The 24,475-nt window shown below is 40.3% G+C and carries 17 protein-coding genes; 3 read left to right on the plus strand and 14 right to left on the minus strand.

All coding sequences use genetic code 11. The annotated features are described in order from the left end of the window. Positions 1–188: 188 nt before the first annotated feature. A complete protein-coding gene (locus tag KW850_RS15185; protein WP_256358266.1) occupies positions 189–1,394 on the minus strand; it encodes an ornithine--oxo-acid transaminase in 1,206 nt (401 codons plus the stop codon). Positions 1,395–1,465: 71 nt separating this feature from the next. Further along, positions 1,466–3,010, minus strand: a complete 1,545-nt coding sequence (gene pruA, locus KW850_RS15190) for an L-glutamate gamma-semialdehyde dehydrogenase (protein WP_218348419.1) — start codon at positions 3,008–3,010, stop codon at positions 1,466–1,468. A 294-nt stretch (positions 3,011–3,304) separates the two neighbouring features. On the opposite strand from pruA, the gene KW850_RS15195 reads away from it, so the two are divergent. Beyond that, entirely contained in the window at positions 3,305–3,817 is a 513-nt protein-coding gene (locus tag KW850_RS15195) for a gamma carbonic anhydrase family protein (RefSeq protein ID WP_218348420.1), read from the plus strand. A gap of 140 nt (positions 3,818–3,957) precedes the next feature. Here the strand turns inward: KW850_RS15195 and KW850_RS15200 are convergent, their stop codons facing one another. The 8 genes from KW850_RS15200 to nirB (KW850_RS15235) all read right to left on the minus strand — a co-directional run bounded on the left by KW850_RS15200 (position 3,958) and on the right by nirB (KW850_RS15235) (position 16,385). Continuing rightward, positions 3,958–5,298, minus strand: coding sequence for an MDR family MFS transporter (locus tag KW850_RS15200; RefSeq protein WP_218348421.1), 1,341 nt, complete (start codon positions 5,296–5,298; stop codon positions 3,958–3,960). A gap of 28 nt (positions 5,299–5,326) precedes the next feature. Then, entirely contained in the window at positions 5,327–6,583 is a 1,257-nt protein-coding gene (locus tag KW850_RS15205; RefSeq protein WP_374226335.1) for an MFS transporter, read from the minus strand. A gap of 79 nt (positions 6,584–6,662) precedes the next feature. Then, positions 6,663–7,904 carry an ATP-binding protein gene (locus tag KW850_RS15210; RefSeq protein ID WP_218348422.1) on the minus strand — a complete coding sequence of 414 codons (1,242 nt, stop codon included), beginning with the start codon at positions 7,902–7,904 and terminating at the stop codon, positions 6,663–6,665. 258 nt (positions 7,905–8,162) lie between these two features. Then, entirely contained in the window at positions 8,163–8,951 is a 789-nt protein-coding gene (gene cobA, locus KW850_RS15215) for a uroporphyrinogen-III C-methyltransferase (RefSeq protein WP_218348423.1), read from the minus strand. A gap of 21 nt (positions 8,952–8,972) precedes the next feature. Then, a complete protein-coding gene (gene nirD / locus KW850_RS15220) occupies positions 8,973–9,296 on the minus strand; it encodes a nitrite reductase small subunit NirD (protein WP_218348424.1) in 324 nt (107 codons plus the stop codon). Positions 9,297–9,326: 30 nt separating this feature from the next. Then, a complete protein-coding gene (nirB, locus tag KW850_RS15225; RefSeq protein WP_218348425.1) occupies positions 9,327–11,741 on the minus strand; it encodes a nitrite reductase large subunit NirB in 2,415 nt (804 codons plus the stop codon). Between the two features lie 94 nt (positions 11,742–11,835). Continuing rightward, positions 11,836–13,983: an assimilatory nitrate reductase catalytic subunit NasC gene (gene nasC, locus KW850_RS15230; protein ID WP_218348426.1), complete on the minus strand. Its 2,148-nt coding sequence runs from the start codon at positions 13,981–13,983 to the stop codon at positions 11,836–11,838. Between the two features lie 26 nt (positions 13,984–14,009). Next, positions 14,010–16,385: a nitrite reductase large subunit NirB gene (gene nirB / locus KW850_RS15235; RefSeq protein ID WP_218348427.1), complete on the minus strand. Its 2,376-nt coding sequence runs from the start codon at positions 16,383–16,385 to the stop codon at positions 14,010–14,012. 369 nt (positions 16,386–16,754) lie between these two features. Here nirB (KW850_RS15235) and KW850_RS15240 point away from each other — a divergent pair, with 369 nt between their 5' ends. Beyond that, positions 16,755–17,960 carry an MFS transporter gene (locus tag KW850_RS15240; protein ID WP_218348428.1) on the plus strand — a complete coding sequence of 402 codons (1,206 nt, stop codon included), beginning with the start codon at positions 16,755–16,757 and terminating at the stop codon, positions 17,958–17,960. Between the two features lie 63 nt (positions 17,961–18,023). Here the strand turns inward: KW850_RS15240 and KW850_RS15245 are convergent, their stop codons facing one another. The 3 genes from KW850_RS15245 to KW850_RS15250 form a co-directional block, all read right to left on the minus strand. Next, positions 18,024–21,188 carry an ATP-binding cassette domain-containing protein gene (locus tag KW850_RS15245; RefSeq protein WP_218348429.1) on the minus strand — a complete coding sequence of 1,055 codons (3,165 nt, stop codon included), beginning with the start codon at positions 21,186–21,188 and terminating at the stop codon, positions 18,024–18,026. Positions 21,189–21,376: 188 nt separating this feature from the next. After that, on the minus strand, positions 21,377–21,508 hold the full coding sequence (locus tag KW850_RS33375) for a hypothetical protein (protein ID WP_256358267.1): 132 nt from the start codon (positions 21,506–21,508) through the stop codon (positions 21,377–21,379). A 137-nt stretch (positions 21,509–21,645) separates the two neighbouring features. Continuing rightward, a complete protein-coding gene (locus KW850_RS15250; RefSeq protein ID WP_374226336.1) occupies positions 21,646–22,518 on the minus strand; it encodes a proline iminopeptidase-family hydrolase in 873 nt (290 codons plus the stop codon). Between the two features lie 145 nt (positions 22,519–22,663). Between KW850_RS15250 and KW850_RS15255 the strand changes: the two genes are divergently transcribed. After that, entirely contained in the window at positions 22,664–22,894 is a 231-nt protein-coding gene (locus KW850_RS15255) for a hypothetical protein (protein ID WP_218348431.1), read from the plus strand. 52 nt (positions 22,895–22,946) lie between these two features. Here KW850_RS15255 and KW850_RS15260 read toward each other — a convergent pair whose 3' ends face one another. Further along, positions 22,947–24,071, minus strand: coding sequence for an NADH-dependent flavin oxidoreductase (locus KW850_RS15260; RefSeq protein WP_218348432.1), 1,125 nt, complete (start codon positions 24,069–24,071; stop codon positions 22,947–22,949). Positions 24,072–24,475: the final 404 nt, after the last annotated feature.

Here is a 24,475-nt window from a genome sequence, read left to right on the forward strand (position 1 = left end):
AAAAATCCCCTGTTGATTTTCGCTCCAGGCACTTCGCTTTCCACGGGCAGTCTGGGAGCCTCCTCGGCGCTTTGCGCCTGCGGGGTCTCCCAAGTCCTGCTTTTCCCGCAGGAGTCTCGTGCCCTCCGCTCCAATCAACAAAGTGGCTAAACCCATAATGTCATTTAACAAAGCCTAATTTTACAAAATTAACTTAATACCGTTTGGATTTTTTCAAAAGCCCAATCAATTTCTTCTTTGGTGATTGTAAGCGGTGGTGCAAAACGAATGACCGTATCATGAGTTTCTTTACATAATAAACCTTTGTCTTTTAAAATCTCACAATATGGTCTTGCGGCTTCTGTAAGTTCAACCCCGATAAACAATCCTCTTCCTCTGACCGATTTAATTTTTGGATTATTGATGGACTGTATTTTTTCAATGAAGTATTTACCTAATTCAAGCGAGCGTTCTGCTAGTTTTTCTTCTTCAATTACCGCCAGTGCAGCAAGTGACACGGCACAAGCTAGTGGATTCCCTCCAAATGTTGAACCGTGAGAACCTGGGTTGAATACCCCTAATACATCCGAGTTCGCCACGACACAGGAAATTGGGAATACTCCGCCACCCAAGGCTTTACCTAAGATTAACATGTCTGGGTTCACATCTTCCCAGTCGCAGGCAAACATTTTACCGGTACGCGCTAAGCCAACTTGAATTTCGTCAGCAATGAACAAGACTTGGTTATCTTTACATAGATCAGAAGCTGCTTTCAAGAATCCGACTGGAGGGACGATAATTCCGGCTTCACCTTGAATAGGTTCAATTAAAAATGCAGCTGTGTTTGGTGTGATCGCCGCTTTCAATGCTTCGAGATCACCATAAGGGATTAATTTAATACCAGGAAGCATTGGTCCGAAGCCGCGCTTATATTCTGGGTCAGATGATAAAGAAACAGCACCCATTGTCCGGCCATGGAAATTCCCTACACAGGCAATAATCTCTGCTTGATTTTCTGCAATTCCTTTTACATCATAACCCCAGCGGCGAGCAGCCTTAAGAGCTGTTTCAACCGCTTCAGCTCCAGTATTCATTGGGAGAGCCATATTTTTATTTGTTAACTGACAAATTTTTTCATACCACGGTCCAAGTTGATCATTATGAAAGGCACGTGATGTTAATGTAACTTTATCAGCTTGGTCCTTCAATGCTTGGATAATTTTCGGATGACGATGACCTTGGTTCACGGCTGAATAAGCACTAAGCATATCCATATAACGGTTTCCTTCTGGACTTTCAACCCAAACTCCTTCTGCCTTTGCAATAACGATTGGCAGTGGATGATAGTTATTAGCACCGAATTTATGTGTTTGTTCAATAATTTGATTCGTTTTGTTCGTTTCAGTAATCGTCATGATAGTTCCTCCTTCATTCCCCTCGACAGGTCGAGTAACCACCGCCTGTCGAGGCCTGTAAGATGTGTTTTTTATAGTGTTTCAGATGTTGTTTTTGCTTGCATGTGAAGCAGTAAATATTCAGGACCGCCCGCTTTGGAATCTGTTCCGGACATATTGAAACCGCCAAACGGTTGATATCCAACAATGGCACCGGTACAGGTACGGTTAAAATATAGATTCCCCACATGGAATTCCTGGCGTGCACGTTCGATATGCTCGCGATTTTTGGTAATCAGTGCACCCGTTAAACCATAGTCGGTATTATTAGCAATCGTCATCATATGATCAAAATCACGTGCTTTACTAATTCCTAGAACTGGTCCGAAAATTTCTTCCTGCATCAAGCGGGCATTTTCATCTAAATCAGCGAAAATAGTTGGCTGAATGAAGTAACCTTTAGAATCATCGCCTTCGCCGCCAGTCATAAGTCGGCCTTCTTGCTTCCCTACTTCAATATAATCCATGATTTTTTTGAAGGATTTTCCATCAATAACAGGTCCCATATACGTATTTGCATCTTCAGGATTACCAAGAGTTAGGGTTTTTGTTAGTGCAACAACCTTTTCAAGGACGATATCATAGACATCCTGATGAATGACTGCACGGGAACCTGCAGAACATTTTTGTCCTGAAAAGCCAAAAGCGGAATAAACAATACTTGCTGCAGCTAAATCTAAATCAGCATTATTATCTACAACTACGGTATCCTTACCGCCCATTTCTGCAATGACTCGTTTGATCCATTTTTGTCCTGGTTGAACCTTGGCAGCACGTTCATTAATACGGCAGCCAACTTCGCGTGAACCAGTAAAGGATACGAAGCGTGTTTTTGGATGATCAACAAGGTAATCACCAATTTGCGCACCGCTTCCAGGCACAAAGTTTAAAACGCCTTTTGGAAGTCCTGCTTCTTCCATCAACTCAACAAATTTTGCCGCCACCACTGGGGTAGTGTTTGCTGGCTTAAGCAGAACTGTATTCCCAGAAACGATTGCTGCAATCGTTGTTCCAGCCATAATCGCTAATGGGAAGTTAAATGGGGAAATAATAATCCCTACACCTAGTGGAATATAGTGATACTGATTAAATTCTCCTGTCCGGCTATTAACTGGTGAGCCTTCTTTCAATTGAAGCATTTGGCGTCCGTAGTACTCGATAAAGTCGATTGCTTCTGCTGTATCTGCATCCGCTTCTTTCCATGGTTTTCCGGCCTCTTTCACAAGATACGCTGAAAACTCATGTTTTCTACGGCGTAAGATCGCAGCTGCTTTGAATAAAATGTTGGCGCGATGTTCAGGTTTCCACTTTTTCCAAGTTTCAAATGTGGTTAATGCGGCATGCATAGCCTGTTCTGCTAGATCTTGGTCGGCCATTGAAACCCGGCCAATGACTTCTTCCTTATTGGCTGGATTGATCGAAGTTACTTTTTCCTCTGTCATAATCGCTTCTCCCCCGATTATGACTGGATAATCTTTGCCAAGTTGCGATTGCACATATGCGAGTGCATCTTGAAAAGCTTGTATATTTTTTTCATCTTCAAAATTTGTAAATGGTTCATGTGTATACGGTTTCAATTGTTGTTCCCCCTTGTTATTTGCTACATTAAACTTATTTGCAAGTTCCGTGCCAACTTGTATTTTTGCATAAATAAAGGATTCTTTGTTATTTTAGAGCAAAATATTTTTGCGCAAAATAAATAATTCGTTGATACACGCAAAATAATTTTGCGTTCAACAGTTTAGAACATAGAATCGATGCAAAATTTCATATTTTACCAAAAATAGATGCTATTTCATCATAAAAGTACTTTTCGTGGTATAGTGAGATTAATAGAAAGATAATTCTGATATTTAAAAGGAGAAATTGATATGATTATTCCCTACAAAGGGGTATCCCCCGCTGTCCATGATTCTGTGTTCGTAGCGCCTGGGGCCTATCTAATCGGTGATGTTAGGATTGGCAAGGACTCATCTGTCTGGTTTAATGCGGTATTACGCGGGGATGATGGTCCCATTATCATTGGAGAACGCTGCAGTATCCAGGATAATTCTACGATTCACTTATTTGAAGGTTTTCCAGTCGTAATTGAAGATGATGTTACCATTGGCCATAATGTTATTTTGCATGGCTGCAAAGTCGGGAAACGTTGTATTATCGGAATGGGTTCAACGTTGTTGGATAATGTCGAGGTTGGTGAGGATTGTATCATTGGGGCAAATACACTCTTAGCTGGAGGGATTAAAATCCCACCCCGCTCACTTGTATTGGGTTCTCCAGGTAAAGTAGTCCGAGATATAACCAAAAAAGACCTAGAATTGCTGCAAATGTCCAGCGAACACTATGTACAAAGGGGGAAAGAATTTAAAGAGATCCTTAAATAAATGGCAGTGTTAAAAACATTTGACCGCCCGCGTAAGCGAAGTGCCTGGAGCGAAAATCAACAGCCAGTTTTAACACAGCCAAATAAATAAAGTGCCTGACACCAACATTTCGTTAGGTGTCAGGCACCATAATGCAACTTTTATTTACTCATACTGTTACTCTCAATTAAAACGGTTGTTTTTGCTGGGATGAGGAAACTTAGCACTATAGTCACGAAACTCAAACAAAGAGCATATAAAAACACGTTTTTCATTCCGATTGTGATGTGTGCAGCTTGATTGATGATCAAGCCCATGACTGTCACCCCAATCGATGTGCCAATGTTTTTTAGAAACATTTGCAGTGAAGTAGACATCCCTTTGATCTGGGGTTCAGCAAATTCTTGAGATGCGATGGTTCCAACCGCAAACAACAAACCAAAAGAAATACCCTGGATTGTTAAAATTAAAAACAAACCGAAATAGGAAATATCAGTAATGAATAAATATAAAGCTAACCCCGATACCGTTGTAATCAAACTGCCGATAATAAATAAGATTTTGTAGCCAAAGCGAAGAATCCACTTGCCTGCTGGGGTACTACCGAAGATCCAGCCAACGGCAATACTTAGCAGGATCAGTCCACTTTTATAAATACTCATCTGATTTCCTTCTTGGAGGTACAAAGGAATAAAGTTGGATGTTCCAAAAAAGGACAAACAATAAACCAACATGAATAGGTTCGTCATCAGGATTCCTTTGTTCTTAAACAATGATACTGGCAGGAACGGATGTGGTTCCTTCCTTTCCACTAAAACAAACACAATGAAGCCAATGATTCCTAAGATAATATACCAAATAGAGTTTTGGATATTAGTAGATAACAATAATAGTGTGATCGAAATCCCAAATAAGAAGAAACCTTTATAATCAATATGGGTCTTCTTAAATTCCATTTGTTCTTTATAGGGAAGCAAACAAAGAACGCTGGCAATACCAATGGGAATATTGATAAAGAAGATCCATCTCCATGACAGTGCTTCCACAAAGAAAGATCCCAATATAGGTCCAACAATGGAAGAGATGGCCCAAATGCTGCTGAAAACCGCTTGAATTTTCCCACGTCTTTCAATTGTAAACAAGTCTCCTACAATGACCATAGAAAGTGGAATCATCCCGCCAGCCCCCAAACCCTGTATGCCCCTAAAAATGATGAGCATGACCATGGAATTCGCAATCCCACAAAGGATGGAACCTAGCGTAAATAACCCAACAGCAAACATTAATAGATTTTTTCGGCCATACATATCCGATAATTTACCGTAAAGCGGCACAGTCACCGTACTTGCTAACATATAAACAACAAATATCCATGCAAATAGTTCCATTCCTCCCAGTTGTTTGACAATGGTCGGACTGGCCGTTTGCATAATATTTGCATCAAGCGCTGAAATCAAGGTCGTGATGACTAGTCCCCAAAAAACATACTTATTCTTTTTCATATCTCCCTCCAGCACCATTTAATAAACATTAATTATAATTCCGTATTCCTTTATTAAACATTACGAGGACCGAAATAAGCAAGATGACTGTACTAAAGATAACCAATGTAAAGATTTCACCAATTCCTTCTGCTAACCATCCAGTTAGTAAATAACCGACTGGAAGTAAGGCAAAGGAACCCAGCATATCTAAACTTACGACCCGGCCAAATTTATCTTCTGGGACCAATTCTTGAAGACTAATTTCCCAAATCAAGCCAAACAACATCATCCCTGCGCCTTCTAGGAACATAAAGGCCATTAATAAGGGAACGGACGAAACGAAGGGCATAAACAGTAAGGCCAGACCACTAACAGCTACACCGATGTAGGCGAGAAGGCCTCGCTTCTTCCATTCTTTTCTTAACCCAAACACAAGTCCACAGACGATTGCCCCAGCACCTGATGCGGAAAGAACAAGACCAAAAACAACAGGTTCAAAATCATAATAGATATTAATGAGCCAAGGAATGATGATGCGTATAATCCCACCGGAAAAAATATTGATGAGCGAGAATGTAAGAATGGTAATCCAAAGCCAGGACTCCTGTTTCAGGACCTCAATCCCTTCGAAAAAATCTTGTTTGATAGAGTTTTTCTGTCCCAAGCCATCTGTCGACTTTTGAAACGTTAACGATCGAAGACTAAGTAAAAAGAACAAGGATATTATGTATGTGATTGCATCAATACCAAAACCCCAAGCAGCTGAAAAAGAGCTGACAATTATTCCGCCGATAATCGGTCCAAAGATTCTTAAGGCCTGCACGCTTACTTGGGTAATTGAATTTGCCGCATTGCGAATATCCTTCGTAAATACCTTTGCTCGAACGGCTGAATAGGCCGGCTGAAAGAAGCTATCCATCGTGCCCATTATAAACATTATGATAAAAAGAAAAACCATGTTGAGTTGCCCCATAAAAGCAATGGCAGCTAATAGCAGCATCAGGAAAAACCGAACAAAATCCACCACAAACATAATTTTCACTTTGTTCAATTTATCAACAAAAATGCCTGAAACAGGGAGAAGAATGACAAATGGCAGCATGTAAACGGCCATAACCGTTCCCATCATGGCGGTTGATTTTGATACTTCGAGGACAACGATTGGAAGAATCACATTCGTTATCGAACTTCCTAACAAGGAAAAAACTTGGCCCAAAAGCAACGCCGTAAAATGTTTAGATTTCATAAATAGTTGAAAAAAAGGAACTTCTTGATGCACATGTTTCGTTTGGAACGAACTCACAATCCCCCTCCTAATCTCTTGAATCTTTATCTATGATGATATTTTATCATTTTTTCCTAAAAATAGAATAAGCCATTCACTAAGAATGGCTTACTTCCATCTTTAATAACGGCTGGGTAATCGTTGGTAAAATAATCTCAATCGTGGTTCCTTCATTAAGTTGACTATAAATGTTTAGTTCCCCATTATGGCCTTCGATTATTTTGTAGCAGGTCATTAAGCCGAGGCCGGTCCCCTTTTCTTTTGTTGTATAAAAGGGTTCACCTAGTGTGGAAATCCGTTCTTGTGGAATGCCAACACCTTGGTCGATAATCTGAATCGAAATTTTACCTGCTTCTTTTTCCTTTACGACCACATGAATAATTCCACCTTTAGGCATGGCTTCCATTGCGTTCTTTAGTAAATTTAGAAAAACTTGCTTTAACTGATTATCTTCACAGCTGATCAACTGCAAATCATCGTCAAATTTCACTATAATTTGAATATTATTAAGAAGTGACTGGTTGTTAATTAACGTGATAACATCCTTTAAGAGGATCTTAATGTCCTGGGTCGTATATACAGCCGAAGACGGTTTAGCAAGGACAAGGAATTCCCCGACGATTTCATTGATCCGGTCAAGTTCTGATAACACAATCTCATAAAATTCCTCTTTCAGGGTGCTCGTCTTTAAGAGTTGAATAAATCCTTTGATGGATGTGAGTGGATTTCGGATTTCGTGGGCTATACCTGCCGCCATTTGACCTAACAACGCTAATTTTTCAGACTTTTGAAGAAGACGTTCTGTTTCTTCCATTCTTTTAGTAATATCCTTCCCAATCGACAAGATGGCCTCTTTTCCGCCAAAAACGATATACAAGGAAGAAACCTCAAACAAAAAGGTTGAACCATCCAATCGCTTTGCTTTGTAGTCGATCGTGCTTACAGGCTGCTTTTCTTTCTTAACTTGTTTAAATCGTTCAAGTAAACGACTTTTATAGTCTGGAACAATAAAATTAAAAATGGACTTCCCCATTAGATCTTCTCGTTTCGTAGCACCAATCATGGTCATCGCAGCTTTATTTACATATAAGAATTTATGATTCTGCGTGACATAGACGGGAGCAGGCAATGAATCTATCAGCTTCTTATAACTGTCTTCACTGGCACGGGCCTTTTTTTCATAGTAGCGTGCCTTATCATATTGCCAGCCCACTACCCAGGCAATAATGGTAAACAGGAAAAAGTCGATGGTAAAAAAAGGTTGATGATCATAGACCTTTTGGTAACTGGTAAATAAAATAGAAATCAGTACCAGGATAATTCGACCAGATTTATTCATTATTCAGCCCTCTTAATCAGGTATATTTACTTATGTATTCGACATAATTTTATTTAATCCTTCAATTAATTTAATTATGGAGAGAAACAGAAAAAAAATCTACCTAATTTCAATAGAAAACATTTATGATAGCACAGATTTTGAGCTTATATGTAGTGTAGCAGACTATTTTATAAAGACACTGTTAAACTTGCATGTGGATTTCCGCAGGGACGATAAAAAAAGAGTCTATAATATTCATTATAAACTCTTTCAAACTCAGTATTTTTTTAATAAAAGCACGTCTTCCTTGACCTTTTCAGGAAACCACGATAGTTTTTCTGATAATTTCACAACTTCTCCGATTACAATCATCGCTGGATTCATGATTCGATTCTCATTTACAACCTCAACAATCGTCTCAAGTGTACCGATAACAGTCCGTTGATTTCCAGTGGTCCCTTGCTCAATTACCGCAATAGGTGTAGAAGAATCTTTCCCACTGGTTTGCAGATGATTACATATATATGGAAGATGTTTGACACCCATATAAATAGCGAGCGTATCGACACCATGCGCGAGGTGATCCCAGCGAATGTTATTGGGCCTACCGTTCAAACAATGACCAGTTACTACCGCAAAGGATCGGCTCATTTCACGGTGAGTGACGGGAATTCCCGCATAAGCTGGAGCGGCAATTCCCGACGTAATCCCTGGGACAACTTCAAACTCAATGCCATTTTGAACTAATACTTCTGCTTCTTCACCGCCTCGGCCATATATAAACGGATCACCGCCTTTTAAACGAACCACCAATTTCCCGGCCAAGGCTTTTTCAACTAATATTTGATGGATAGAATCTTGAGAAACACAATGGTTCCCCGGCTTTTTTCCACAATAAATGAACTCGGTATCAGCACTAGCGTAATTCAATAATACCGGATTGACTAATCGATCATATAGAATCACTTCTGCCTGCTCGAGGCATTTCATGGCTTTAACCGTAATTAAATCGGGATCACCAGGGCCAGCTCCAACTATATAGACTTTTCCCTTTTTATAAGTCATATGGACCTCCTATTTAGTGATCTAGTCGATGAGGAGAAACACTTCTTCTCCGTCTATTTTGGTTTGATAGGTTTTTACACAGCCTGCATCCGGTTCTTGAACCTTCCCATTATCCAAACAGATTTTCCAATCATGCATCGGACAGAACACAAATTCTCCGCTGACCAATCCTTCACTCAGCACCCCGCCTTTATGTGGGCAGCGATTTTCAATCGCTCGAATGGTTCCGTTTAATAATTTGAAGACAGCCACTTCTTTTTCCCCGACAAAAACTGTCTTTCCTAATCGTTCTGGAAGATCCCGTACAGAACCGATCGACACCACTTCTACGCTTTTCTTTGTCATTAGATGAATTCCTCCTTATAATGTAGGTTCTTAAGACATTACTACAGTCTCAAACAATTCTCTTCTTAGTTTTTCATCCTCCGATATGGTTTTCCATGGATCCTTAATCACTGATAATGCATCATCCATACGTTTATTTAATTGTTGACGTTTTTCCTTATCATCAAGAACGGAACGTACCTGTGCTATGCCAACACGTTCAATCCACGCTGATGTACGTTCTAAGTAATTGGCTGTTTCACGATAATATTGCAGATAGGCACCGGTAATCTCCATCGCCTCTTCGGACGTTTTTACTTTGTATAATAGGTCTCCCCCGCGTACATGTGTACCGCCATTTCCACCGACATAAAGTTCCCAGCCGCCGTCAATTCCAATAAAACCAATATCTTTAAACCCAGACTCTGCACAGCTTCTCGGACAAGCGGAAACAGCCATTTTCACCTTATGCGGTGTTTGAAGTCCTTCAAATTTCTTTTCGAGGTCGATCCCGAGTCCCATGGAATCTTGGGTTCCAAAGCGGCAGAACTGTTCACCGACACATGTCTTAACCGTCCTTAATGATTTTCCGTAGGCAAAACCTGATGGCATATCCAAATCTGTCCAGATTTTCGGCAAATCTTCCTTTTTCACTCCGAGTAAGTCGATCCGTTGTCCCCCGGTTAGTTTTACTAATGGTATTTCATATTTATCGACCACGTCAGCAATCCGTCGTAAGTCTTGTGAATTGGTTACACCGCCATACATGCGCGGTACGACAGAATACGTTCCATCCTTTTGAATGTTTGCATGCATGCGCTCATTGACAAATCGTGACTCCTTTTCGTCCTGATAATCAATCGGATGGACCATACCTAAGTAATAGTTCAGAGCAGGGCGGCATTTGGAACAACCTTCTTCCGTATTCCAGCCGAGCACATTCATGACTTCTTTGATATGGGTCAAACCTTTTGTTTTAATCTCATCTACTACTTCATCTCTGGAAAGTGAAGTACAGCTGCAGATGGCTTCTTTCTGGACAGTTGCATCAAACGCTGAACCAAGGGTATGCTGTAATACTTCCGCGACAAGCGGCTTACATCCACCGCAAGAACGCGAAGCACTTGTACAAGCTTTGATTTCATCAATCGATGAACAACCTTGATTCTGGATCGCCTCGATAATCGCCCCTTTGGATACTCCATTACATCCACAAATAATTTCTTCTTCACTCATGGATGCAACCAAACTGCTGCTAAAGTCCGCATTGAGAGGTTGTAAAAGCGAAACCTTTGTGGTAGAGGTAACGTCTGCTTGCTTTTGAATCATTGAAAAGAGACGATTTCCATCGCTGCTATCACCAAATAGCACGGCTCCAACAATTGTGTTGTCTTGAATGACGATCTTCTTATAAATACTGTCATTTCCATCAAAAACTTTGATTGCTTCTTTTCCTTCGCCTTCCATAAAGTCTCCGGCTGAAAACACCTCAACCCCTGATACCTTCAGCTGTGTCGATAATACCGAGCCTTGATATCCATTCGTTTCTACTCCGGAGATGTGTTTTGCTAATATTTTCCCTTGTTCAAACAAGGGCGCAACAAGACCATATACGGTTCCATTGTGTTCAGCACACTCCCCGACAGAGTAAATATCAGGAACGCTTGTTTGCATGTAATCATTGACGACAATACCTCGATTCACTGAGATACCACTTTCTTTGGCTAAATCGATATTTGGTTTAATACCAACAGCCATCACCACTAAGTCAGTCTCGAGGATGGTTCCATCACTAAACCTTAAGCCCTCTACGCGATCGTCTCCAAAGATTTCTTGCGTTTGTTTTTCTAATAGAAATGTCATTCCCTGTTTTTCTAATTCATTTTGAAGCATTTTCCCGGCCTGTGGATCTAATTGCCGCTCCATCAAATACGGGGCCAAATGAATGACCGAAACCTCCATTCCAAGGTTTAAAAGTCCTCTTGCTGCTTCAAGCCCGAGCAATCCACCGCCAATCACTGCCGCTTTCTTATACTTTTTCGAAGTCTCAAGCATCACTTCGGTATCCTTTATATCCCGAAAAGCTGTGACTCCATTCTTGTCAGCTCCCGGAATCGGAAGAATGAATGGAACTGATCCCGTCGCTACAATCAATTCATCATACGGTTCCATTCTTCCTAAGTCTGTAACAACGACTTTCCGCATTGAATCGACTTTGATCACAGTTTCACTTGTATACAATTGAATGTTGTTTTCTGTATACCAATTCCAATCATTGAGTGTAATGTCCTTTACCTCTGTATCCCCTTGTAATACTTTTGAGAGAAGAATTCTATTGTAATTCGGATGCGGTTCGCTACCGAAAATAGTAATCTCAAATGTTTCCTTTGACAGTTTTATGATCTCCTCAATGGTTTTCACACCAGCCATTCCATTACCTACAAGGACCAACTTTTTCTTATCCATGTTAGCTTTCCTCCTGTTTGAAAGTTTCTTAAACTATATCACAGGTCAAAACATAACTAACTTACTGTGTAAGGTCTCCTAACATAAAAATTTTTTACTGGAGAAAATCACTAACTTGACTCACCTTAACAGCGCTGACTTTAAAGCCTGGCATTTTGCAGGCAGGATCCAGTTCCTTTGAAACGAGGAGATTGATATTTTGTGAGTCTGCCCAGTGAAAAGGAACAAAAATGGTATCATGACGAATCGTTTCTGACCATTTGCTACGAACCACCACACTACCTCGGCGTGATTCGATTTTCACTAAAGATTGGTCTTGGATCTGATATTTAACAGCAGTTGCAGGGTGGATTTCCATAAAAGGTTCTACGTTTCTTGCAGCTAAAGCTGGACTTTTTCTTGTTTGCACCCCTGTTAAGTAGTGTGACATGACTCTTCCTGTGGTTAAATAGAGCGGATACTCATCGTTAAGCTGTTCTTTAGGAATTTCCGGGCTGTTTGGTACCACCACCATCGCTGCTTTCCCATCTGTATGGGCAAAGGATGTTTCAAACACTCTATTCGTTCCTTTATGGTCAAGGTCTGGGCACGGCCATAATATTCCGCCTTCTTTTCTAAGGCGTTCATAGGTAATGCCGAAATAATCAGCATTCCCGCCACGGCTTGCCAATCGTAATTCTGCAAAAATTTCCTCGGCCGTGGTAAAGGAAAAATACTCTTCTTTTCCTATCACACGGGCAATTTCACAAAGGATTTGCCAATCATGCTTCACTTCTCCCGGACACGGATAACTAGCTTCCCGTAATGTGACCCGCCCTTCTACATTGGTCATTGTACCTTCATCTTCAAGGTAGGAAGAGGCCGGCAGGATCACATCGGCTAATCTTGCTGTTTCTGAAACAAACAGATCGACCGCTACAAAAAAGGTTAATTTTTTTATGGCTTCTTTAACAAAGCGGGCATTCGGGTTGGAAACAATGGGATTGGAACACATCAGAAATAGCCCTTTAATTTCCTTTTCATGGATTTTCTCCATCATTTCATAGGCCGAAACACCTTTCCGTGGTATATCGTCGTGGTGTATACCCCAAACACTGGCCAGATATTTTCGATGTTCTTCATTCTCAATCGAACGATATCCAGGAAGTTGGTCAGCCTTTTGACCATGTTCTCTTGCCCCCTGACCATTTCCCTGCCCGGTAATGGCTCCATAACCACAGCCCGGCTTGCCGATTTTCCCTGTTGTAACCAGAATATTTAGGAAATTACGGACAGTCATCGAACCATTCGTGTGCTGTTCAACCCCTCTCGCTGTAAAAATCATGCCTGTTTCTTCTTTCCCGAACCTTATAGCTGCCTTACGAATGTGAGCGATTGGTACGCCGGTTATTTCTTCCATTTCATCTAAGCTGAGTGATTCTACATATTCTCTCACTTCTTCAAACCCATTCACACGTTCTTGAAGAAACGTTTCATCCACATAATTTTCTTCGATAATCACCTTCAATAACCCATTAGCTAACACCGCATCAGTACCTGGTTTAGGTTTTAAATGCAAGTCTGCTAGTTTCGTTGTAGCTGTTTCGCGGGGATCGATGGCGATAATGTATGCACCATTTTCTTTCGCTCTTTCAAAATAAGGCATAATCGTTGGCTGACACTCAGCAATATTCGTCCCGGCTAATATAATGCATTTTGTTGTTGGAATTTCCGACAAACTATTGGTGAAGCCTCTGTCCAACCCAAAGGTTTGACTCGCCGCTGAAGCAGCTGCAGACATACAAAGACGACCATTATAATCAATGTATTTGGTTTTTAAAGCGACACGGGCAAATTTACCCAATAAGTAGGCTTCTTCATTAGTGATGGATGCACTACCATAAACCGCTAAGGCATTATGGCCAGCCTCTTTTTGAATTTTAGTAAAATTTTCTTTAATATGCTCCAATGCTTCCTCCCAAGAAACACGAACAAATTCACCATTTACTTTTAACAATGGAAATTTCAACCGCTCCTTATGAAAGGCATGTTGATGGGCGTTCATACCCTTAATACATAGACGCCCCTCCGAAGTTGGATTATCTTTCCCGATGGTTGTATATTTTTTTCTCGTCACAATCGATTGTTCAATCAATTGCATTTTACATTGCATGCTGCAGTATGGGCATTGAGATTCATACTTTTTTTCAGATCTCACTTCTTGTTCCTTTGTCCGAAAATATTTTAATAACGCTTCCGTCACGATGCTCACCCTTTCCCGAATATTTCTTACAAGATAGCCGATGACCTTGAACTTTTCTCTAAGTACTTTTTGCGCAAGAAATAATCATTTTCTAAACGCAGCAATAATTGCTGGCGATAGTCTTGGTCGAATAGAATTTCGCGCACATGGACTAAACCGACCCGTTCGATCCATTGCCAAGTTCGTTCGAGAAAATTGGCGGTCTCACGGTAATATTGAATAAAGGCACAAATGATGTCGATTACTTCGTCGTTCGATGATTCTAGGCATAATAACTCCCCTGCGCGTACATGACGGCCACTGCTGCCCCCGACATAAACTTCCCAGCCAAGGCCTGTTCCAATCACACCGATATCTTTGGTTGTCGAACCGGCACCGTTATGCATACAAGCCGATACGCCCATTTTCACACGGTAGGGCGTTGTGAGAAATTCCAATCGTTTCTCGAGACTGACAGCCAACTCAATCGATGCTTGTTTATCACAACGACAAATATGTTCTCCGATACTCGTTTTGACATTTTGAACCATATTTCCATAGGTGGCACTTACTTCCATGTTCAAATCTGCCCACAAACGAGAAAGATTTTCTTTCTTTACCCCCATCAAATGAATTCTTTGTTCACTCGTAACAGCGATATTTGTGATCCCGTATTTCTCTGCCACATCGGCAATTGTTCGTAATTGTTCTGCCGTTGTTTTTCCACCGTACATTTGTGGGACAACGGTATACGTACCATCCTGTTGAACGAAGGCATTCATTTGTTCGGAGACAAACAGTGTTTCTTGCTGGCTTTCATACTCTGGATAAATCATCCCTAAATAATAAGCTAATGCAGGCCTGCAGCTGGCACATCCTTCCTTATTGCCCCAAGCAAGCACTTCCATCACTTCTTGTACCGAAGTCAAGCCCTGCACTTGCATTTGGTAAACCACTTCATCTTCCGTTAACGATGTACAAGCGCACATCGATTTTTGTTCAATGACTTCATCAAATTCATTGCTCTGAATGAAAGCGAGAAGATCGGCAACTAGCGGTTTGCAGCCGCCACAAGAGCTTGATGCCTTGGTACACTTTTTTACCTGGTCCACCGTCGTTAATCCATTTTTTAGGACTGCTTCAATAATTGATCCTTTTGAAACACCGTTACAATTGCAGATCATTTCACTCTGGGCCATAGTTCCGACGGAATTACCGTCACCATTTAACGATTGAAATAGGGTAACTTTCTCGATGTCGGATACATCTTGTTTTTTCTGGATCATTTCTAGTAATCTCGTACGATCACGTATATCACCAAATAACACAGCACCAACCATTTGCGAATCTTCAAAAACAAGCTTTTTATAAACCCCCTCTAATTCATCATGGATTTCTATGGACTTAAGATTGTCATCACATGTAAATCTCCCAACAGAAAACACATCTACACCTGATATTTTTAATTGGGTTGAAAGAACAGTTCCTTCGAACCCCTTAGATTCCAAGCCGCACAACCGTTTCGCTAAAACTTTTCCTTGATCATAAAGAGGTTTTACCAATCCATAGACCGTTCCTCGATGTTCCACACATTCGCCGACAGCATAAATGTTCGGTATATTTGTTTCCATATAATCATTGACAAGGATGGCCCGGTTTGTTTCGATTCCACTTTCCTTCGCTAACTGGATATTGGGTCTCACCCCTACAGCCATCAAAACCAAATCGGTAGCTATTTCCGTGCCGTCCTGAAAGATTACTTTTTCTACACGTTTGTTCCCGCAAATCTCCTTCGTTTCTTTTTCAAAAAGAAAACCTAATCCTTGCTTATTTAGCTCTGTTTGCAACAACTTCGCAGCCGTTTCATCAAGCTGTCTTTCCATTAAATTTCGTCCATTATGAACTACCGTTACATCCATACCAAGATTCAGTAGACCCTTGGCAGCTTCTAAACCTAATACGCCGCCTCCAATGACGATCGCTTTTTTATATTGTTTCGCAGTATCAATCATTTTCTGACAATCTTCGATAGTTCGAAACGAAAGGAGTCCTTCTTTATCAGCCCCCGGTATCGGGAGTAGAAATGGCACTGAACCTGTTGCGATGATTAGCTGGTCATAGGAGACTTCTCGACTTTTGTTCGTCCTTAACACTTGTTTTTTGGAATCAATTTTTATGACGGTTTCTCCCGAAAAAAGCCTGATGTTCTGTTCGTTATACCATTCGCGACCATGAATGGTTATGTCATCAAACGAGGTAGCACCCTGCAAAACAGCTGATAATTGGATTCGATTATAGTTAAGGTGTGGTTCACTTCCGAAAATGGTAATCTCAAAAGAATCAGGCGCATTTTGTAAAATCTCTTCTACACACCTCACCCCCGCCATTCCATTACCTATTAAAACGAGCTTTTGCTTATCCATATTAAAAACCTCCGCTAGTAAATATGTGGATACTGCAACATAAATATCACCTATTATTCCATAAAACTCTGCAAAAGAAATTCAATGTGTGACATTTTCTAACACAGTAAGTTCTATGTTAGAGTACCTTACATACTATGAGACATCTTCTGTGCCTTTCGGATATTGTTTAACAAAGCAACAGCAACTCATATTCCAACAGTGTAAAGGAGGGAAAAAAATTATGAAAAACAATATCGGTTTATTTTCATTCTTGGTGCTGCTAATCAGAGTCATGTTTTCAAAAGATAGCTGTTTTGAATGGTAAGAAAGGAAAATCCAAATTAACTATGAAATAAATTAATTTTTTCTGGGAGGGAGTTCAATAAGATGAAGATATCAGATTTAAAGAAAAGCGGTCATTCACCATCGTTAGCGGCTTCATTTTTATACTTTGATGTTAGTTTCATGATTTGGGTGATGTTAGGGGCACTTGGGGTTTATATTACAAAGGATTTTGGACTAACCCCCTCACAAAAGGGTTTTATCGTTGCCGTACCAATCCTAAGCGGATCGTTTTTCCGCCTTATCCTTGGTGTCTTAACAGATCGAATCGGCCCGCGAAAAACAGCCATTAGTGGAATGTTGGTTACGATTATTCCACTGGTTTGGGGCTGGTTATTTGGCCAAACCTTAACTGAACTTTATTTGATCGGAATCCTGCTTGGGGTGGCAGGTGCAAGTTTTGCTGCAGCTATTCCGATGGCAAGCAGATGGTATCCTCCGCATTTACAAGGACTTGCAATGGGAATTGCAGGTGCCGGGAATAGCGGAACTCTGTTTGCCACCTTATTCGGTCCGCGTCTTGCCGAACAAATGGGCTGGCATAATGTCTTAGGTTTAGCACTGATTCCTCTTTTGACTGTATTTATTTTGTATATTATGATGGCAAAAGATGCTCCATCCCAACCTGCACCAAAACCGGTGGCTGAATATTTGAAAGTATTTAAACAAAAAGATACCTGGTATTTTTGTTTACTATACAGTGTTACCTTCGGGGGATTTGTTGGTTTGTCCAGTTTCTTAAGTATCTTTTTTGTGGATCAATATGATTTATCAAAAGTAAGAGCAGGAGATTTTGTCACACTATGTGTGGCAGCAGGGAGCTTTTTTAGACCAGTGGGCGGATTTATTGCAGATAAAATTGGCGGTGTTCGCCTCCTTACTTTCCTATTTATCGGGATCGCACTTAGTATGTTTGGCGTGAGCCAACTTCCTTCTTTAATGGTTGTAACTATTTTATTGTTCATCGGTATGCTCTGCCTGGGAATGGGAAATGGCGCCGTCTTCCAATTGGTTCCGCAGCGCTTCCAAGAGGAAATTGGGATGATTACCGGAATCGTAGGTGCTGCTGGCGGGGTTGGTGGATTTTTTGTCCCCAACATCTTGGGTATACTCAAGGAAGTTACTGGAACTTACGGAACAGGCTTTATGGTCTATACAGGGATTGGTATCGCAGCATTGTTAGTGTTATTTATCGCACAAGTATCATGGAGAAAAACCTGGTCGCCAAAGGAAGCCACGATTAAAAATTAATTGGACGCTCAAAATCAAAACGCATTTGCGCTTTATGGCAAATGCGTTTTTTATTATATCAATTTACTTATTTTGCTCAAGGCATTGATAAACCGCCAACATATCTCGTTTATTCAACTCACGAATTCGATTGAAAATAGGAATTTCAGCAACTGCTTCTAAGTAATCAGGCACCACATCGCTAACTTTTCCAGTCAGCCATGTTTGTACATCAACCCCATCGACGATTTCTTTACGCCCTTCATCATTGATTCCACTTGCAGAACAACTAACACATGGGATAGATAATTTATGGACGCCATCATGGAGACCATCTTCAGAAATAACTTTCTTCCCTTTACAGAAAGGACAAGGATGACTAGCCTTAATTTTATTCATTTGGGTAACAATTTTTTTGTAGCCAAACGCCTCGTATACATAAGTGATTTTTTTGTATTTTCCATTGGTGAAATACTTATCAATAATCGTTTCTCTCGTTTCAGTAATATTGGCAAAATCACAGATTGTTATTTGATTTTTGCTACTGATTGCTTCTAGATTGCCTTTAACACTGCCCCAGAAGGGTAAGACATTTTGTAAAACTACTTCATAGGCTACAAAACTCGCTAGTTCTAATTCAAGTATTTTTAGCGCTGCTTGTGTTTCCCTTGGAAGTAATGACACATCTTCCGTGAGTGGCATATCGCCGCCAACAATGGACCTTAGTTTTTCCAGTTCAGGTAACTTCCCTACTATCTTTAAAACTTGATTGATCGGCTGATGAATAATCTCGCGAATATCTATGTCCCCAAAGGTCAGTTTTTTATGATGGTTTAGCACAGTTCCTTGACAGACTGGACAGGTAATGAACTCTTTTGAAGCCTTCATTTGTTCTTTAATAATTGATTTCGAAATAAACATGTACCGACCGATGATGATATTAAATCCTTCCCAGGTTCTCGACGCCTTGCCTGCTTTATCATAAAATGACTTTTCCCAATAACCATAAAGAAAGGTCTGTTTTTCTGCGTCAGTCATCTCATTAAAGCTTTTACTAATATCTTGGCCAAGTTCATTCTTGATCTCATCGAAGAGGAATTGTAATTTAGGATATTGATAATATTTTAAAACTTCCATGACGTCTGGATGTAATAAGCCTTCCCAAAAGGGCACGGTTTTGTCTTGAATGACAACATCGATATCAAATTTTTCAATAACCCGTCGACCCGAACAGCTCGGACAATGATTTTCTTGATGATAGAAATCGAAGCTTCTTGTATCTTTATTGGTCGGATGCGCAGCCACTATATGGTTAATTAGTCCGCCAATTTCATAGAGAAAGCTGTATTGACTATACAAGTGTCTTTCTAGATCGATGGCGATGACCGGTGCGATCGTGTCGGATTCATATTCACCATAAATCAGCCGGGCGATTGGCGATAAACTTTTTAAGATGCCACCCTTATAAACGTTTTCAGCATGTTTAAAATAGGCAACATGATTCTCATTTAAGTAATGAATGCCTTTTTTTGACTTGAGTGTTGAAGAAACATGCACTGGAGCAACTTGATCTTCATTGTGTTTTTGCTGATAGTAGTCGTCATGACGAACAACATCAAGATGCTCAACTGGTGCGAGTTGTCTTTTACCAAAATCAACAATAAAATCAGAGCTATCTAGCATATAGCCATTATGTTCTATCATCATGATGGAAACAGATTCATCTTCCAGAATAATCCTAACACTATCAATGAATTGGTTTAGGATATTTTGTGATAACCCCTTAGAAGGCTCGTCAAAAATAAACAATGTATGCGGGTTTCGTGAGTTCGCAAATAGCTCCGACACTAAATGAACACATTGAAATTCCCCTGTTGATAATGTTTGTGTCTTCCTTTCTAAGGTCAGATACCCAAGTCCAAGTTTAATCAATAAGCTTAAGCGTTTATGAGCAATATCTTCATTTGGCAGATCGTCGATAATGTCCTCAATCGAGCGTTGAAAAATATCATCAATATCTTCACTATATTTTGTAAGCTTCTTTTTTATATCAAGAAACGTCGCAACGGTTGACCGACTGGTAATCGATTGATTTCGATCTTGTCCTACCATAACCAGTTTATCTTTTGGATACCGCTTCAGAAAATCTTTCGCAATACACTCATTAACAAGTGTAGATTTTCCACACCCCGATTCTCCGGTAAAAGTGACTAATCTATTTTTGGGAATCTGTATATCAGTGATTTGAATATTACGACAGTATAGGTCTTGAAAATGATAGTTATCTGTTGGCTGTGCCTGATTCCGTTCCCACTTGATTGGTTCGGGACGTGGTGATTCATCTACTATTTTCCCGCCGTATTTACCACTGCCAGGACCAAAGAACAATTGCAGATCGGTTGCACCGAGGACCGTGTCCGAATGATCAATGAGCCAAATTTGATTCTTATAACCTAATTGTTTAATCTGTTCTAAAATTTTAACAAGGGTTTGGTGGTCAAGACCAACGGAGATCTCATCAATAATAATGACGGTATCTTCACTCGCTGCCATGAATTCTGCCAGGTAGAGCCGCGTTAATTCTCCGCCTGACAAAGTACCCATAATGCGATTAAGTGTTAGGTAGCCAATGTTCATATTGATGATATTTTTGAGAATATGTTGTTTGGCTTCACTAATATGTAATTCGTCTGCTAATAAAAGAATGGATTCGATGCTTAAGTTATTAATATCGGAAATAGTATGTGTTTGATCATTTAATTCAATCGTATTTTGCTCTACTTCGTGATTGTAGCGTTTACCCTCGCACTTTGGACATACGACATTTTTCGTCGTACCGCGTCCTTTACAATCAGGACACCAGCCTAATGCATTATTAAATGAAAAAACTTCAGGTGATAGATTAAATTTTTCAGCAAGACTCTCGCGAATCTCTTTAAAAACGCCTGTATGTGTGCCAATAGTGGACCTTGGATTGGAAGATATCGATGACTTTCCGAGAAATAGGACTAAAGGCATATCTTCCATCTTAATGGCACTGAAATTGGTTTCCATGACATTGGAAAATAAATACTGATATTCAGCCTTTGGCAATAAAGAAACGAGGCGCTTCTTGGATTCTTCACCAATGGTTTGACAAAAAGTAGTTTTCCCAGATCCAGACAATCCAGCAATTCCTAACGATTTATCCTCATCTAGTGAAGCATCTAATTTGTTAATATTGTTGGCAATTAATTGATTTATTTTCATCGTTATTTCCTCTGGATTCTCTAATTTTTCTCATATCATAGTACCATAACTACGAATGACCTACTAAATTCAACAAATAAAAACTCGTCCCAAAAAAGTGAACGAGTTGTTTGCATTTATACTGCCTAATTTGAGTTTCGTCTCAAGTAACCTTTTTTATAACATCTTCAAGGGATTCTTTCTTTTTATTAAAACCACAATCTTAAATTATAATCATATTCAGAGATATCTACTTTATCTTGCTCTTCTTTTTTGGGGTTACACTCTTCACAAGGTTCTTCCAACTGGTTATGTTTACATTGTTCTAATAAAAGTTCCATGCTTGATTTCCCCTCTCCTATTTCTTACTTCCTATTTTAATGGAAGCGTTTCCATTTGTCTTGTGGTTTTTACTGGAAATTTAGAAAAAAGTGCGTCACCACAAATAGTAGGAACGCACTCCAATGTTTAATAAAGTTTAAAGGGTATCACATTTTTTCAGGAAGTCCCCTGACACTCTTATAAACTCCTCGGGCTCCTCCACATACGGCATATGGGCACTGTGTTCGTAGACATGGAACAAAGAACCTGGTGTCAAACGGCTGAAATACTGTGTTGAATCCGGTGTAGCTTCATCAAACCGACCGCACGAGAATAGAGTCGGACAGGTAATTTCCTTTAAACGTGATGTGCAATCAAATGTTTTAAGATTGCCGAGCACCGTAAATTCAGAAGGTCCCCACATGATATTGTATACTTCAGGATTCCTATTTTGTGACCCTTGCTTTAACCATTCTGGATAGGGGTCCAAACGGCAAACGAAATTTTTGTTAAATTCTGTTGTTGCCTGTTTATACTCATCTGAGTCGGTTGTCCCAGTTTCTTCACATCTTTTGATTGTTTCCTGAATTTCTTGAGACAACATTTCAAGGTTGCGCCTTTGATCTTGTTCCCATAACGGAGCACTTAAGCACGGACTAGAGAAAATTACACTTTTCACCCCGTTTGGTTTGGTCAAACAATAGGCTGCTGCAAGAGTTGTGCCCCAAGAATGGCCAAGAATATGTACTTCTTTAAGGTTGAGAGCTTGTCTTACTTGAGCCAATTCCTCAACAAATCTATCAATTCTCCATAGTCTGGTATCTGTAGGCCGATCGGATTTCCCACACCCTAATTGATCGTAAAAGACAACGGGACGGTCCTCTGCTAGAGCCTTTAAGCCTTGGAGCGAATAGCATGATGATCCGGGTCCACCATGCAGTATAATCACCGGAGTCCCCTCGGCATGTTTATTAAAAAGTTGATACCATACCCTTCCTCCAGTTACATCAATGTATCCCTCTTCATTCATATCCATTTCCCCTTTTTGAATGTTTCATTAACTAGAATTCGACATCATCATCAAAAAACCCTGTTTACAAATTCGAAGGAATTTAAAAGATTAAAACAGAAGTTAACATATATATATTATAAAAAAATCTTAAGGAGGAAAATGATTGAGCTTTTATTGGGTGGGGCTTGTTTTTTGGTTATTAATTGGTGTTTCATTATTATTACTAGCCCGGGGAATTCGGAGAAAGTCGTCGAAAGCCTTAGTATTAAGCGGGATTGCCTTAGTGCTGCCATCCCTTTATTTTATTGGGGCTGAAAATTGGTTTAGATTCGTTGCTTTTCTTCCAATTTTTTGTTTTTCCTTAGCCTATTCCGTATGGAAAAGTGCGAAGTAAGGATGGCCTAATCCCAAAATGGCGATTAGGCCAAAGACTCTATTTAAGATGATTAATCTACACCTGGAAACCATCCGGGTGAATGGATAATGGCTTGCCAAAGTGGATCAGGAACTACCAGCTCTTGCTGTTTATTTTTATCAATTTTCGTTACAATTTCGGATTCCCTGCCTTCGGCTACCTTTTGTACCCAGTCAGGGTCCATGATCATTTCACGTCCTAATGCAATTAATGGTACACCTGATTGGATTGCTTTTAACGCATCATCCACTGTATAGATAGAACCAACGCCAATGACCGGCACTGTTTCACCTACTCGTTCTTGGATGATTTCAATCCGTGCGCGTGTGTCATCCACCCCGCGTCGTGGGGTTGACCAGAAATCCTGGAGGGAAACATGCAGGTAGTCAAGATTCTTTTTAGCTAGTGCATCTATTAACACTAATGTATCAGCCATTGTAATTCCTGGTGTTTCCGCCTCTTCAGGGGAAAATCGATACCCTACAATAAATGGTTTACTTGACTTCTGAGCTGCCACTTTTTTCACTTCATCGACAACCGCTAACGGAAAAGTGAGACGTTTTTCGAGACTGCCTCCCCATCTATCTTCACGGCGGTTGGAATGCGGAGAGAAAAATTGCTGGATGAGATAGCCATTGGCACCATGAATTTCAACTCCATCATACCCCGCTTCAATCGCTCGGCGTGTAGTCTCCCCAAAATCATGGATAATCGCTTCCACTTCTTGATCAGATAATTCCCGTGGGACTGGTTTACCTGGACCTTCAGCAGGTATACCACTTGCACTGACAACATCACCATCTGGAACAAATTCAGGGGGTACTTGACGGCCGCCGTGAAAAATTTGCAAAATCGCTTTTGCCCCTTGCTTCTTAATTTCAGTGGCTAATTTCCGTAAACTTGGAATTAAATCATCTCGGTCACCCCCAAATTCCCCTTGAAAGCCTTTCCCATTGGCAGTCACATATGTACAGGCTGTAATGACCATCCCAACTCCTCCTGAACGCCGGGCATAATAGCTGACCTCAGCATCAGTAACGGTACCATCCGGGTTGGATGAAAAGTTAGTCATTGGAGCCATCACGATTCGGTTCTTCAGCGTAATTCCATTCGAAAATGTAAATGATTCCAATAATGCAGCATACTTAGAATTCATTAATTGTCCCCTCCAGCTGAATGATTTTTTCGCTATAGTTTACCGTTCTTCTGTATGGTCAATTCCTTTTGGAAGAAAACATTATTGGAAAAATACTTCTTCGGTTACTTCAACCATTTAAGAGTGACCGAGGAAGTTTTTTTCGTCTTATACGGGCACTGTGAATCTTTCAGAGTGACCGTTAAGGGCCTTTTTCATCTTATACGGGGACTCTGAACCCTTCAGAGTGACCTGTAAGGGCTTTTTTCATCTTATACGGGCACTGTGAACCCTTCAGAGAGTCAAGTCCTATATTTTGTGTAAATTGTATTTCCTATGGTTACAATGTTTTTCAGCTTTTATGAATTTTGATGGTTTGGAAGGGGGTACCCCCTTCCAAACCATCAAAATTTCGCGCGCTTCGC

This window comes from Bacillus sp. sid0103 (assembly GCF_019219025.1).